General features: G+C 65.9%; 17 protein-coding genes. 9 read left to right on the top strand and 8 right to left on the bottom strand.

All coding sequences use genetic code 11. From position 1 onward, the window contains the following. The first annotated feature begins 4 nt into the window (after positions 1-4). Positions 5-1,252, top strand: a complete 1,248-nt coding sequence (locus A5780_RS17670; RefSeq protein WP_064908993.1) for a cytochrome P450 — start codon at positions 5-7, stop codon at positions 1,250-1,252. 131 nt (positions 1,253-1,383) lie between these two features. Here A5780_RS17670 and A5780_RS17675 read toward each other — a convergent pair whose 3' ends face one another. Further along, positions 1,384-2,334 carry a GlxA family transcriptional regulator gene (locus tag A5780_RS17675; RefSeq protein ID WP_064908973.1) on the bottom strand — a complete coding sequence of 317 codons (951 nt, stop codon included), beginning with the start codon at positions 2,332-2,334 and terminating at the stop codon, positions 1,384-1,386. A gap of 72 nt (positions 2,335-2,406) precedes the next feature. Here A5780_RS17675 and A5780_RS17680 point away from each other — a divergent pair, with 72 nt between their 5' ends. Continuing rightward, on the top strand, positions 2,407-2,742 hold the full coding sequence (locus tag A5780_RS17680; RefSeq protein WP_064908974.1) for a cupin domain-containing protein: 336 nt from the start codon (positions 2,407-2,409) through the stop codon (positions 2,740-2,742). 26 nt (positions 2,743-2,768) lie between these two features. Here the strand turns inward: A5780_RS17680 and A5780_RS40075 are convergent, their stop codons facing one another. The 3 genes from A5780_RS40075 to A5780_RS17690 form a co-directional block, all read right to left on the bottom strand. Beyond that, positions 2,769-2,960, bottom strand: coding sequence for a hypothetical protein (locus tag A5780_RS40075; RefSeq protein WP_156769540.1), 192 nt, complete (start codon positions 2,958-2,960; stop codon positions 2,769-2,771). Positions 2,961-3,165: 205 nt separating this feature from the next. Further along, positions 3,166-3,378 (bottom strand): DUF397 domain-containing protein, encoded by a 213-nt coding sequence (locus A5780_RS17685; RefSeq protein WP_064908975.1) that lies wholly within the window; start codon positions 3,376-3,378, stop codon positions 3,166-3,168. Continuing rightward, positions 3,375-4,253, bottom strand: coding sequence for a helix-turn-helix transcriptional regulator (locus A5780_RS17690; protein WP_064908976.1), 879 nt, complete (start codon positions 4,251-4,253; stop codon positions 3,375-3,377). The genes A5780_RS17685 and A5780_RS17690 overlap by 4 nt, the downstream gene beginning before the upstream one ends. 226 nt (positions 4,254-4,479) lie before the next feature. Between A5780_RS17690 and A5780_RS17695 the strand changes: the two genes are divergently transcribed. From A5780_RS17695 to A5780_RS17705, 3 genes are all read left to right on the top strand, one after another. Beyond that, on the top strand, positions 4,480-4,812 hold the full coding sequence (locus A5780_RS17695; protein ID WP_064908977.1) for a hypothetical protein: 333 nt from the start codon (positions 4,480-4,482) through the stop codon (positions 4,810-4,812). A 155-nt stretch (positions 4,813-4,967) separates the two neighbouring features. Beyond that, the gene (locus A5780_RS17700; RefSeq protein ID WP_146100938.1) at positions 4,968-5,525 is read left to right on the top strand and encodes a hypothetical protein; all 558 of its coding nucleotides are present in this window, start codon (positions 4,968-4,970) and stop codon (positions 5,523-5,525) included. Between the two features lie 465 nt (positions 5,526-5,990). After that, positions 5,991-7,166, top strand: a complete 1,176-nt coding sequence (locus tag A5780_RS17705; RefSeq protein ID WP_231982992.1) for a cytochrome P450 — start codon at positions 5,991-5,993, stop codon at positions 7,164-7,166. On the opposite strand, the gene A5780_RS17710 is transcribed toward A5780_RS17705, so the two are convergent. Genes A5780_RS17710 through A5780_RS17725 form a run of 4 tightly spaced genes read right to left on the bottom strand, consistent with a single transcriptional unit; the run spans position 7,167 to position 11,006 of the window. Then, a complete protein-coding gene (locus tag A5780_RS17710) occupies positions 7,167-7,631 on the bottom strand; it encodes a DUF3237 domain-containing protein (RefSeq protein WP_064908994.1) in 465 nt (154 codons plus the stop codon). Next, entirely contained in the window at positions 7,628-9,313 is a 1,686-nt protein-coding gene (locus A5780_RS17715; protein ID WP_064908980.1) for a CocE/NonD family hydrolase, read from the bottom strand. The genes A5780_RS17710 and A5780_RS17715 overlap by 4 nt, the downstream gene beginning before the upstream one ends. Beyond that, complete coding sequence (locus A5780_RS41060; RefSeq protein ID WP_197521780.1) at positions 9,310-9,771, bottom strand: MarR family winged helix-turn-helix transcriptional regulator; 462 nt, start codon at positions 9,769-9,771, stop codon at positions 9,310-9,312. Before A5780_RS41060 ends, A5780_RS17715 begins: the two co-directional genes overlap by 4 nt. Next, on the bottom strand, positions 9,768-11,006 hold the full coding sequence (locus tag A5780_RS17725; protein WP_064908981.1) for a flavin-dependent oxidoreductase: 1,239 nt from the start codon (positions 11,004-11,006) through the stop codon (positions 9,768-9,770). The genes A5780_RS41060 and A5780_RS17725 overlap by 4 nt, the downstream gene beginning before the upstream one ends. 203 nt (positions 11,007-11,209) lie before the next feature. On the opposite strand from A5780_RS17725, the gene A5780_RS17730 reads away from it, so the two are divergent. The 4 genes from A5780_RS17730 to A5780_RS17745 all read left to right on the top strand — a co-directional run. Then, the gene (locus A5780_RS17730) at positions 11,210-11,731 is read left to right on the top strand and encodes a DUF3558 domain-containing protein (protein ID WP_064908982.1); all 522 of its coding nucleotides are present in this window, start codon (positions 11,210-11,212) and stop codon (positions 11,729-11,731) included. A gap of 9 nt (positions 11,732-11,740) precedes the next feature. Next, on the top strand, positions 11,741-12,118 hold the full coding sequence (locus A5780_RS17735) for a hypothetical protein (protein ID WP_064906486.1): 378 nt from the start codon (positions 11,741-11,743) through the stop codon (positions 12,116-12,118). Positions 12,119-12,131: 13 nt separating this feature from the next. Further along, the gene (locus A5780_RS17740) at positions 12,132-13,454 is read left to right on the top strand and encodes a hypothetical protein (protein WP_064908984.1); all 1,323 of its coding nucleotides are present in this window, start codon (positions 12,132-12,134) and stop codon (positions 13,452-13,454) included. A 3-nt stretch (positions 13,455-13,457) separates the two neighbouring features. Further along, positions 13,458-13,982, top strand: a 525-nt coding sequence (locus A5780_RS17745; protein ID WP_197521781.1) for an ESX secretion-associated protein EspG, incomplete at its 3' end; no start/stop codon positions are given.

Genomic DNA, 13,982 nt, shown 5'->3' on the forward strand with positions numbered 1-13,982 from the left:
TCCGATGACAGATACGCAGCCGCTGGTGCTGGATCCCAGCGCCGCCGACATCCAGGGCGAGCTGGCCCGTATTCGCGCTCGCGGCCCGGTCGCCCAGGTGGTGCTGCCCGGCGGCGTGCCGGCCTGGTCGGTCACCGACGCCACCGTGCTCAGGCAGCTGCTCACCGATTCGCGTGTCTCCAAGGACGCACATCAGCACTGGCCGCGGTTCATCGACGGTGAGATCGGCCCGGACTGGGTGATGTTTCCGTGGGTGGCGGCGAGAAATATGCTCACCACCTACGGCGAGCAGCATCAGCGGCTGCGCAAACTCGTGGCACCGGCGTTCACGAACAAACGCACCCAGGCACTCCGGCCGCGGATCGAAGCGTTCGTCACCGAACTGCTCGACGAATTGTCCGCTGTCACCGACGGCGAAATCGTCGATCTGCGTGCGGGTTTCGCCACCGCGCTGCCGATTCGCGTCATAGGCGAACTGATGGGCGTTCCGGACGGGATGGATAATCAACTACGCATCCACGCGGACGGAATTCTCGATACCAGCCTCGACCCCGCCGAGGTCGGTGCGCATTTCGGGGCACTGTTCGTCCTCATGGAGGAACTGTTGCGGCACAAGCGCGAGAACCCGGGCGACGACCTCACGACGGTTCTGATGAACGCCCACGACGACGCGGACGGATCACGGCTCGACGAACAGGAGTTGCGTGACACGCTGCTGCTGATCATCACCGCCGGCCACGAAACCACCGCGAATCTACTGGACCACAGCATTATCGGCCTGCTCACCCATCCGGAACAGCGGAAGGCAGCCCTCGCAGAACAGATTCCGTGGGCGGAGGTGGTCGAAGAAGGGCTTCGATGGAATGCGCCGCTGGCGCATATGCCGATGCGATTCGCGGTGGAAGACATCGACATCGCCGGTGATCCCGGCGGTGTGCGGATCAACCGGGGAGATGTGATCATCGCGTCCCTGGCCGGTGCGGGGCGTGATCGGAAACTGCACGGCGACAACGCCGATGCGTTCGATGCCGGGCGGCCGTCGAAAGAACACCTCGCATTCGGGTACGGGGTGCATCGTTGCCTGGGGGCGCCGCTGGCGCGGCTCGAGGCGACGATAGCGCTCCCTGCTCTGTTCACGCGGTTCCCCGATATGGAACTCGCGATGGATCCTGCTGAGCTGCGGCCGATTCCGAGCATCGTCACCAATGGGCATCGCGAGGTTCCGGTTCACCGGACGGCGCACAGGTCCTGATCAGCCGATCGGAAGATGGCCGTGGGCAAACGAAACCGGCCAGCCGGAGTCCTGCTGAACGCTGTGCGAGCTGTTGTAAGCCTGCCGGGCGCTGACGTACCGCCGGAGACTGCCTGTGTGGGAGGCGATGTCTACGCGGTGCCGGCGGTCGGTGTGCGGAACGCGCGTCGATACGCGCCCGGCGTGGTGCCGACCTGGTCGCGGAAGCGGCGGCGCAGATTGACCGCCGAGCCCAGCCCTACCCGGACGGCGATGGCATCGACCGGCAAGTCCGTGTCCTCCAACAGAACTCGCGCCCGCGCCACCCGGCGTTCCAGCAACCACCCACCCGGACTGGCGCCGAGCTGATCGGCGAACCGGCGCGCCAGCGTCCGCGGGGACACGTTGATATGCGCGGCCATATCGGCCACCGACAGCGAAGTCTCGAGCCGCGCCTCCGCCCATTGCAGCAAGCCGTCGAATCCGTCCTCGACCGGCGACGGCGGCGCGTACTGAACCTGACCGCCATCGCGATGTGGCGGCATGACCATGTGCCGCGCGATCAGTGCGGCATGCGCGGCGCCATGATCCGTGCGAACCAGGTGCAGGCACAGGTCGATTCCCGCACCCGCCCCCGCACTCGTGGCCACATCGCCGAGGTCGACATACAGCCGATCCGGCTCCACCCGAACCCGCGGAAACTCCCGCGTCAATTGCCCGGCCCGCGCCCAATGCGTCGTCGCCGAACGCCCGTCCAACAGTCCGGTCCGCGCCAACGCGAACACCCCGGAACAGATCGTCACCAGCCGCGCCCCACGGCCATGCGCGCGAACCAGCGCCCGCCGCACCGCACCCGACAGGGGCGTCTCCACCGGCAACCATCCCGGAATGATCACGGTATCCGCCGAGTCCAGCGCCGCCAGCCCCCGAGTCACCGATATCGCATAGCCCGCAGTCGTAGGCACCGCACCCGGCGCCTCCGTGCACACCTCGAACCCGTAGTGCTGCGGCACCCCTTCTCTGGGGGTACCGAAAACCTCCACGGCACAACCGAGTTCGAACGTCGACTGCATCGGCCGCACCAACGCCACCACACGATGCATGGCAAGAATGTACCCCTCAACGTCATCTCAGACACTGTCGAGGACCCATCGGCATCCGGCACCGTGGCAGCTATGAACCCCGAGATCCTCGCCCAACCCGGCTACACCTGGACAAACCTCGCCGAAGCCCCCAGCCGCGAACTCTTCCCGGGCATCCGGCAACGCCAACTGTGGAAAGGCGACAACGGCGCCCACGCCCACGTCCTGGAAATGGACCCCGGCACCTCCTGGCCCCGCCGCGACGTGCACGAACCCGGACCCGAGGAGGTCTACGTCCTGACCGGCACCTTCAACGACGGCGCGCGCGACTATCCGGCAGGCACCTTCATCCACGCCCCGGCGGGAAGCTGGCATGTTCCGGCGAGCGAGACGGGGTGCACCCTGTTCCTCTTCTATCCCGAGGGGTAGTCAGGTCCTCGACGGCCGCAATCGGCTCAGAACTCCAGGTCGGACCACGGGATACTGATCGGGAACGGGTGATTGATGGTCACCGCACCGGCGTCGGTGGGGGACCAGGCGCCGGCCAGGACGTAGTTGGCGCGGTGCAGCACGGTGATGCCGGGGTCCGGAGGCTTCACTTCGGGGATGAGCGTGTAAGCGAGTTGGAACCCGGGCGTAGAGAGCATTTCGCGAGGGCTGTTCCGGCTACAGCTTCACGAAGAAGCCGCCTGAGAACGCTCGGTGTCCCGGTGTCGTTTTGCGCGCAGCGCGGATTCGGGAGCGTTTCGCATCTCCGGTGTCGATCGGCACGCGTCTCATGGGGTCGTGACCTACGAGACGCGTGACAATCGGTGGCCGGTGACGGGATTGCGAATATGCGCGGCGGGGCCGCTAGGCAGCCGGATCGGTGAGCCTGCCGTGTTCTACGGCGGCGGTGAAGGCATCCCAGTCCGCTGGCGCGAAGGCGAGTGCGGGTCCTGTCGGATTCTTGGAGTCGCGCACACCGATCATGCCGTCGGCGAGGAAGGCGACCTCGACACACTCTTGGCTGCCGCCGCTGTGACTGCTCTTGAACCAGCGGGCCCTGGATAGATCAGCGTTCACCCTGCGAACTCCCTTGCCTTCTCCCGCAGCAGTTTTCTGCTGTCCTGCTCATCCAACGCTACCTTCCTGAGGCGGGCATGTGCCTGGCGATACCGTTCGACGACCTCGGCATCGTCGAAATACATTGCTCCGGTGTATCCCTCGGCGTACACGACGGACGGCTCGACCGGCCTTTCACTGGTGTGTTGGTCGAAGTCCAGGATGATGAAGGGGCCGGTCAAGTCGCCCAGCGGGACGCCGGCGCTGAATGACAGAACTCGAACCGAGATGTTCGATCGGGTGCCCATATCGGCGAGATGACGGAGCTGCACGCCCATCACGCGACGTGTTCCGACGACACGATGCAAAGCGGATTCCTCGAGGATCACTTCTATCGTTAGTGGCGCCGCCTTCTTTGTGATCAGAACCTGACGTCGCGTCCGCATCTCGACCCGCCTGCCTATCTCGCTGTCCGGTTCGGCCGGATGCGCCAGTCGGCTCAGGGTATGCGCGTATTCGGCCGTCTGTAGCAGCCCCGGCACCAACTCGGCGAATGACGTCAGTTTTGCCGCGCTGGACTCCAAGCCCATGTAGACATCGAAGTTCACCGGTATCAGATCCCCGTACTGATGCCACCAGCTCTTGCTGTTCCCCTGCTGGGCAAGCCCTTTGAGCGCCTCGGTTGTCGTCTCGTCGGCGCCGCAGACTTGGCAGATCGCGTCGACGTCCCACAACCGGATCCGGTCGGCGGTGCCGGCCTCGAGCCGCTGGACCGTCGTGGCGCCGCGTTCGATGCGGCGCGCGAGTTCCGCGATCGTCAGTCCGGATCCCTGACGTAGCTCCCGCAGATACCGTCCGAGCTGACGGCGGGGGAGCGTCGAACTGATATCCACCATGACGAGCTGCCTCCTTTGGATGCGGCGATCCGGGGTTGTGGATGGGCGCCGCGGGGTTCTGGGACGACGAGCTTGGACTTCTGATGAATCGGAGCGGAATATCCATCGTTGCTTGTGGGCTCGCCGTCAATTCACTGTGCTGGGAACGCATTTGGGGCCGAGCCTGCTGCACAGCCGTCGGCCCCTCCCATCGAACCGAGGCATCGCAGTGATGACAGCAGATCGAGTGGAACGGCCCGAGTTGGAGGATTCGTTGGCACGCACACACGGACGAGATCACGCGGCAGTTGGCGAGCGTATCACCGAGGCCGACGGATTGCGTGCGGTATGGCGATCGACGCGAAATCCTCTCGGCCGCATCGAGATAACGGCCGTGATCGATGCGGACGCGCGACCGCGGCAGGTTGCGACGTTCGCGCCCGGTACGGACCTCGCTCAGGCGCGTGAACTGTATCCGAAGTGGAATCAATTGTGGGACAACGTCAAGCGTGATTACTGGGCAGACATAGCCGCCTCGGCCGGCTGCGCACCGGTGACAGGAGGGGAGAACCTTCGGTGAAAGATGCGAACCCGATGCGAGGCGCTGCATCCGAAGTCGCCGCATGCTCGCCTGATCACGGCGCGAGATCCGCACCGGACGAGGGTCCTCGCCATCGCCTTCCCGGCCGTGTCGGACGGGCTGCTGTTCGAACGTCGATCGTGAAGGACCGGGACATGACGGGCTGGAGCGCAACCGGTGAAGAGGCGGAATCGCTGGCGGCGCTGCGGAAGGTCGCCGGTGCGCTGGCAGTGATGTCCGTCGCGCGCAGCAAAGCTGTCGGGCTGGTACGTACAGAGATCTCGGGTCCCGACGCAGCGGCGCATGACCTCGAAATCCAATGTTTCGCTCATCGACTCGGATTTCGCTGGCTGTGCACATTGCGCCCACCCGAGGGGATGCGCGACCCGATCGGCGACATCCTCGCGATCGCGGCGGGGATGGGCGCGGCGGCCATCCTCGTGTTCGACCTGGCCCACATCGACGATCTGCCCGAACGCGCGACCGCCGACTTCGATTTGGCCACCGTCGCACCACCTCGGTTGTGGCTGCGTGGAATGACGCAACCGTATGTCGTAGAGCCGCCACCGGTGAACGACTGCACCTGGGAGCCCACCCATCTCGAACGAGACTGTGCGCGCCGATTGTGGGAGATCCACCGGGATTGCTTCCCCGGCTGCCTGGCCGGACTCGCCGCGACCGCAGCACTGTCGGCGCTGGACGAGGTGGACTGATGTGGCCGAACTATTCGTGCAAACCTCCGCCGCTTATGCGGAAAACTCGCACATCGGGCCGAGTTTGCACGAAAAATTCGGACCACGGCGTTCGCTTGTAGGTGCACCCGTCGCTGCGGCGGGATGCCGCACGGCGGGGCCGACCCGCTGGGTGTAGCCAGGTGGCTGCCGCCACGCGCGAAGTGGTCAATAGACCAATGGAATAGCGCTGCCGCAGGGTGCGGGCCTTCTGCTCACAAGACGCCTGTCCCTTTTGCGAAAACGCTAGCTGGAGGGCTGCCACAGCCCCTATTCTCACCAAGCACGAGGTGACGCTGTCGGCTGACGGCGAATCCCCTGCCGCGCTTGTTGGTTCATTCTCTGGAGTCACCCCCTTTGTCAACCCCACCTTCCGACCTGCCTGCGGCCCCGGGCTGCCCTGTTCATCAGGCCGGCACCCCGTTCGACACCGACGGCCCCCGAATCGTGCTGGACACACCGGAATTCGTCGCCGACCCCCATCGCGCCTATGAAGCGATGCGCCGTCGCTATGGCTCCATGGTGCCGATCGAGCTGGCGCCCGGCGTGCCGGCGACGCTGGTCATCGGCTATCACACCGCGTTGCAGATCCTCAACGATCCCGACCATTTCCCGGCGGACCCGCGGGCGTGGGAGAGAACCATTCCCGAGGATTGCCCGGTGCTGCCGATCATGCGCTGGTATCCGAACGTGATTCGCAGCGCGGGCAGTGCTCATGCGCGGTATCGGCAGGCGTTCACGGCCGCGTTCGACAGGGTCGACCTGCACGAGTTGCACACCACCGTCGAGAAGATCGCCATCCCGCTGATCAACGAATTCTGCGAAGCCGGTTCGGCGGATCTGGTCTCGCAATACGCCTTCCCGCTGGCTTTCGAGGTGCTGAACCGCATGGTGGGCTGTTCGGCTGATTTGGGCCGGCGCGTGGCCACCGGGATGGCGGCGATATTCGACACGATCAACGCGGCGTGGGGGATGGACCATATGGCTCAGGCGCTGATGGAACAGGTCCAGCTGCGCCGCAACGCACCCGGCGACGATGTCACCTCGCATCTGGCCCATCATCCGGCCAAGCTCACCGACGAGGAGATGCTCCGCAACCTGATCGTCTTCTACGGCGGGGGTATCGAGCCGCAGCAGAATCTGATCTCCAACACGCTGTTGCTGATGATCACCGACGAGCGTTTCGGCGGCGACATCCTCGGCGGCAGCCTGTCGACTCGCGATGCGCTGGACGAAGTGCTGTTCACCGATCCGCCGCTGGCCAACTTCTGCATGAGTTATCCGCGCCAGCCGATTCTGATCGACAACACCTGGCTGCCGGCTCATCAGCCGGTGGTGATCAGTCTGGCCGCCTGCAACAACGATCCGGATATCGCTGGCGGGGACCGCACCGGGAACCGATCGCATCTGTCCTGGGGTGCGGGCCCGCACGCGTGTCCGGCGCGGTCGGTGGCGTATCTGGTGGTGCAGGACGCGATCGACCAGCTGCTCGATGCGCTGCCGGAGATCCGGCTCGCCGTCGATCCGAGCGAGATCCGTTGGCGCCCGGGACCTTTCCATCGTGCGATGGCGGCGCTGCCGGTCGTCTTTCCTCCGGCGCCGCGGCTGAATCTGGTTTCCTGATCAGGTGAGGCGGTAGGCGGTGTAGCGGACCTTGTTCGCTTCCCGGATCGCCGACGCCACGAAGATGGACTGCTCGAGCTCGGTGAGCAGAGGATCGGATGTCTCCACGCGTACGACGAGGCGGAAGTAGTACTCGGACGGATCGACCGGATCTCCCCGCAACAAGGCCTCCAGGACCTGCGGTGCTCCGCTGCGAATGCCGGAGGTCCGGAGGTAGATGTGCGTGCCGTGCGCGGTGCGCGCCGAGTAGCGGGTGTCGATCTCGATGGCGCCGTCGGGGCGGATCAGCTGCCAGTCCGCGCCGCCGGGCAGGATGTCGGCGTCGAACAGGCCGCTGACCCGGCCGCCGATGATCGGCACGACGCGGCGGTGTCCGGCGCGGGTCGTGCCGTGGTCTTCCGGCGGGCCGAGGCGTGCCTCCACCTGGAACGCCGCCTCCAGTCCGGGAACCGCCGGGGCGCTCACGACGACCACACCGGCAGTTCGATCCGCGACGCAGACGCCGGGGCGTGCGAAATCTCCTGCTTCGCAACGTGAATGGTCGCCGCGGTGGCGGCCGGCTCGCCGGATCCGGGATTGCGGGCGTACCGCGGGTGGGCGCCGGAGCTGATCTGCACGCTGATGCGGTGGCCGGCCGCGAACCGATGGAAGGTAGGCCACAGCCGCACCTCGATATCCCGGAAACCGTCGGCGTCCGGGGCCGGGTCCGTGTCGGTCGTGGCGATACTGCCGATGCGGCGAACGCCGTCACAGACCGTCATCGACCGTCCGTCGGGGTGGAGATCGCAGATCCGGACGAAGATGTCGGCGCTGGGCTGTGACGAGCGAAAGCTGATGTGCGCCACCGGCTCTCCGGCGACCGTGACCGGGGTGGTGAGTGGCTCGCCACGGAATACGGTGACGTCGGGGCGGCGCTCGTGTGCGGCGTTGTCGACCGGGGCCGAAGTCGGGCCCAGGCTGGGGCCGCCGACAGCGGGCGTGGGATCGGCGGGGTCGTAGACGTAGCTGGTGATACCGCCCTCCGGGGGAGCCGGGCCGAGTTTGCGCGGCGCGTGCAGATACAGCGTCTCGCTCGTCGTGCCGGGCGGTGGCCAGCTGTGCAGGTCGTGCCATTGTTCGGCGCCGGTGAGGTACGCGCGCACGGGTGCGACCCGCTTGCTCGGAGCATCGGCGAAATGCTCCTTCAGGAATTCGACGGTCTCGCGAATCGTCGGCGCGCCCATATCTCGGGTGAGATGTCCCCAGCGGCCGACGGTGAGGCGCGGGGGCCGTCCGGCTTCGGCGAGCTGCGCGTAGTTGCGCAGCTGCCAGGGCAGGAAGATGTCGTACCAGCCGGTGATCATGTACACCGGCGCGGTGACATCGGGAACCGAGGCGGTATGTGACTGCTGGGTCCAATAGTCGTCGGTGAGCCGTTCGTGAGCGACCCAGTCCTGGTACCAGTGCACCCGGCGACCGTTCGCGGCCACATCGCCGCCCGACAGGGGGAGTACGTCGAATGCCTTGCGCAGCTTGCGATCCGGACGCAGCTGGCCCAGCAGCAGGGCGAGCAGCTGCCGGTGGATCATCCGGTCCATCATCTGCGTCCAGCCGAGTGCGTTGCGCAGCGCGAACGCCGCGTTGTCCCAGGTGATGGCGCCGAAATCGGGCATCGTCACGATCAGGCACAACGCATCGGGCGCGATGCCCGGGTCTTCCTTCTGCAGCTTGCCGGCCACCGCCCACTGTGTGAAGCCCATATAGCTGGGGCCGAAAGTGACCACTTGCCCTGTGCACCAGTCTTGTTCGCGAACCCAGCGGTGGGTCGCGATACCGTCGCGCTGCTCATCGATCTGCGGGGTGAACACACCGCGGGATCCCCAGGTTCCGCGGCAGCTCTGGAACAGCACCGGAAACCCCTCGCGGGCCAGGGCGCGAGCATGGCCGGCGACCGGGCCGCTGCGTCCGTACGGGCCGCGGATCACGATCGTGGGCAGCCGCGGATCCGTGTCGCCGATCGGTGTGATCAGGTCGGCGAGCAACTCGACACCGTCGTCCATCGGGACGCGCAGGTTCCTTCGGATGGTGATGTCGTACGGGCCGGGGACGAGTCCCTTGATGATTCGCGCTTGTATCCACCGCGAAAGGCGCTGGCGGGGGGTGCTCATTCGGTTTCCTCCGCGGTCTGGAGTCGGTGGAGGGCCTCGCGCAGGCGTTCGAGCGCGGGAAGCGCAGTGGCCAGCGCGGCCCGGTCCTCGGGAGCGAGAGTCGCCGCCGCGGCGGTGATGAGGGCGCCGCTGGCCTGGTCGAAGCGGGCGAACAGATCGTGAGCCCGGGCGGTGGTCGCGATCTCGACGTGGCGGCGGTCGCCGGGCCGGGGGCGTCGTTCGATCAAGCCGTTCGCCTCCATCGTGGTGAGCAGGTTGCTGACCGTTGGGCGGCTCAGCCCGAGTCGTTCGGCCACTTCGCTCGAGGTGCTGACGGTGCCCGGCGGCAGGGCGCGGACGATTTCGATCTGCGCGTCCGGGATCTCCGGAAGACGTTCGGCGGCACGGGCTGCGGAGAGCAGGCTTCGGCGCAGCGGTGAGATGACCGATGCCAGGCGTGCGGGATCGAGATCGGTCACGAGATATTCCCCTCGCTGGACGGTGGGGTCAGTGACGGCCGGGTGTTGAGGGTGTCGGGATGGAATCCGGCGGCCTTCTTGTACCCGGTCGCGATGGCGGCGAGCTCCTCGGACGAGATCACGTCGTGGATGTGCGTGAATCCGTTCGGCGCCCGTTCGTGGGCCAGAACCATGACCTGCTCGGGGCCCTGCTTGCGGTTGCTGTGCACCAGGGCTGTCGTGGCGGGGCGTCGATCCTGCTCGTAGGCCGCGAGAGCCTCGTCCGGAGTGCGGGCGGTGGCGAGGTGGAACGCGAGGGTGCGAGCATCGAGGATGGCTTGCGATGCCCCGTTCGAGCCGTTCGGATACATCGGATGCGCCGCATCGCCGAGCAGGGTGGTTCGTCCGTAGGTCCACCGCTCTAGCGGATCACGGTCGACCATCGGATATTCGAGAATTTCTTCTGCGGCACCGAGCAATTCGGGAATATCGAGCCAGGGGAACCGCCACTCGCGGAACAGCTCCACGATCTGCGCCGGTGCGACCGCGCGGTTCCAGTCGGCGTTTTGCCCACCGAATCCGACGGTCCGGCGCTCGGCGATGAAATTGATCGCATCATGGATCGGATATGCGACGAACTTCTGCTCGGCGTCACCGGCCATGATCATCGTGCGGCCGTCGAGGAAGCCGGGCAGCTTGGCTGTTCCGCGCCACAGCGTCAGCCCGTTCCACACCGGCGGGCCCTCGTCCGGCCGATGCTCGTGGCGCAGGGCCGAATGGATACCGTCGGCACCGATGATCAGATCGGCGTCTACGGTCAATTCTCCTGTCGCCGTGGCGAAGTGGGCTTGGCCGTCGGCGTCCGCGGCAAGGAGGCGATGTCCGGTGCGAACGGTGTGCGCGCCCAGCCTTTCACGCACGGCGTCGAGCAACTCCATCTGCAAACTGCCGCGGTGCACCGACAGTTGCGGCCAGTGGTATCCGGCATCGAGGCCGCGAGGCTCGGACCAGATCTCCTGGCCGAACCGGTTGTAGTAGGCCAGATTTCGCGGCGCCACGCCCAATGCGGCGACCCGATCGCCGAGCCCGAGTTCGGTCAGCTCACGCACGGCATGCGGAAGCAGATTGATCCCGACACCGAGCGGCCGCAACGCGTCGGCGCGCTCGTACACGGCGATATCCCGGAACCCGGCCGCATGCAGGCTCAGGGCCGCGGCGAGGCCGCCGATACCGGCGCCGACGATCACGATCCTCATGAGTGAGCAGTTTTGCAACAAAACTAATCGGGGTCAATGGGGGCGGTCTTCTGCCGTCCGGCTGGGCGTGCACCGGACTTCCCCGACTCTTGTGATGATCAATAAGGGGAACCGAGTGGCCGTCGCGCGCGTCCTAGACTGCAGGAGGATGTGTGCGCGGGGACCAACGGGAGGCATCGGTGATACGTAAGGCGGCTACGGCTGTGCTGGCGGCTGCGGTGGTGTTGGTGGTGGGGACCGGGTGTTCCTCGTCGACTTCGGGGACGGCGTCGCCGGAGACGAGTGATCCGAAGGGGGCGACTGCGGCGCTGTGGGACCCGTGCACGCAGGTCACGGATGACGTGTTGCGGCAGGCTGGGATGGACCCGGCGACCAAGACCACCAACATCGGTGGTGTTGCGGTGGACGGTTGGAAGCTCTGCTCTTGGCATGACAACCCTGACTACTACTACACGCTCGGGGTTTGGTCGTCGCTGTTCACGATCGAGGATTTGAAGAAGAAGCCGGACAACGTCGATTTCCAGGCAGTGACCGCCGGCGGAAGAAACGGCTTCCAATATCGAACTGCTTCGGACAAGAACGGCACGAACTGCTATGTGGCCTTTCCGGCAAGCCAAGGGACCTTCGAGGTCTCCATCTACAACATGAGCTCTCGCGCCGCAGAAGCGCCGTGCAGCCACGCGGTGAGCGCCGCTGCGGCGATCGTGCCGTTGTTTCCGTCCTGAGAGGGGACCATGGGACACACCGATGAAGTGACGATGTGGAAGTACCTTGCCGGCGAGTCCCAAGCTGGTCGGCTGGACCTGGACCCGTCGGTCTCGCGTGACTGCCTGAAAGCCTGTGAGGATCAGCTGCAGGTCTATAAAGAGTGCAAGGCGATGCTGCTGCAGATGTCCAATGTGACCGGACTGGGCGACTTCCCAGCTGCCGATCAACTTGCGAAGATGTTGGGCGCCAAAGCAGTCGGTGGCGAAGGGGACTTCGACTCAGCCTTCGACGAGCACATTCAGGTGCTCGAGCTGATCCGCGACACCATCAAGCACTCCGTCGACCGCCTCGTCGACCACGACCAGCAGAACGCCGGCACCATCGCCGGCTCCGAGAACCACTGACCCGGGGGAGCACATGGTACTTCCACTCGTCCCGCTGGTTGCTGCCCTCTGGGAGCAGCACAAGGGCGGTCCGCCCGACTCTTTCTCGAATGCGCAGGGCGATCAGAGTCCCGACGCGACCGCCGCGCGCAACCGGATCAATCAGATCGTGAACGGCGGATTCGGAGGGCAATACCAGAACCCGCAGGTCGCGCAGGACGCGTACAAGAATCCGCAGAATATCGACAATCTGTACGACCGCATTCAGAAGATGCAGCCGAGCACTGTCGTGACGTTGCACAACTTCTGGGAGGGGCTGCGGAACAAAATCGAGAACGGGCACAACACTTTCGGGCCGCAGATCCAGAAGGCCATTCAGGAGAAGTGGCAGGGGGCCGCGGCTCAGAAGACCGCCGAGGGCATCAAGAGCTTCACCGACAAAGAGAAAGATCTGGTGAGCTCCGCCCAGTTGGTCAGCGAGAAGGTGAAGTTGGTGCGCTCGGCGGTCGAGATCACCAAACCTGCCGCGCAGCCGACCCCGCACACGAGTTGGACCAGCGATCTCGGCGGCTGGGTGCCGGGGCCGACGTGGAAGCTCAACGACCACCGCAAAACTCAGGCCAACGCGGCGAACGAACATTTGATCAACAATGTGTTCTACCCGGCCGTGCGCGAGAGTGACACACAGGTGCCCTTGGCGCCTCGACCGTACAATCCCGTGAATACGCCGGACGACAACACGGAATGGAAGCCGCCGGGAGTTCCGGCGGTGGGCCCACCCTCGAAAGGCCCCGACGATGGCCACGGACCCGGCGATACCAATCAACCCAAACCGCCGAGTCCTGATCAAGGTCCCGGCGATGGCACCACGCCGAGCCCTGTCGACTCGTCGACACTGAGTAACTCGACCCAGAATCCCGCGAATACCACGTCGGCGAGCGCTACCCCGGCTGGATGGGATCCGTCGGCGGCGGGTGCGCAGACCACCCCTTCTTCGGTGACACCTGGCGGAATCGATCCGCGCACCGGGCTCCCGTACGGATCGGGTGGACCCGGCGTCACGGGAACCTTTGGCGGGTCAGGGAATTCGGCCGGTCGCGGGACGTCGGTGCCCGGTTCGGGTGCCCAGGGGCAGGGGACAGCTCGCGGCTTGTCTGCCGGAGGGGGCAAGGGCGCCGCCGGTATGAACGGTATGCCCGGCATGATGCCACCCGGCGCCAAGTCGAAGAAAGAGGACGAGAAGACCCACAAGTCCAAGATCAGCGAGGAGCTGGTGTCGCGGGACAACGGTGACGAACTGACCGGCCTCTCCGAGGAGCAGCGACAGAAGACCGTCCCGCCGGTCTTGGGTGAATAGCCCATGGCAGGTTGGACTTTCAGCGCGCTCGGCTTCACCGTCCTGTGGCGTGCCGCCGGACACGACGTCCTGCCGTATCCCTTGCAGTTCCGCTCCACCGCCGAGACCTCGGACGAGCTGGAAGCCCAGTGGAAATCCGAAGCCGCCGACCTCGCCGGCCGTATCGACGACAACGCCGAAGCCGCGGTGCGCATTCTCCACGGCCCGGAATCGCGGATCGAGATCGCCGGATTCGCCGCCGCGTCGAACGGTTCGGGCGATCTCGAGCAGATGGGCGATCCGCGTCAGCGCGTCCGCATCCACGCGGCCGTGCACTACCGGCAGGCGGTCCTGGTCATCCAGCAACCCTCGTCCGACCCGGAATCCGGTGGGACCGTGCGGATGTCGCTCCTGCGCGCCGAAAACCTCACCCGCCACCTGCTCGCCGCCATCCCCGGCCATCCCCGAGGCACCCGCCCGATTCCCGATCCGGCCCCGGTCACCGAGACGACGCGGTCTCCGAAATCCTTCATTCCGCCTGATTCTCCA

The organism is Nocardia sp. 852002-20019_SCH5090214, from assembly GCF_001665865.1.
Lineage (GTDB): Bacteria > Actinomycetota > Actinomycetes > Mycobacteriales > Mycobacteriaceae > Nocardia > Nocardia nova.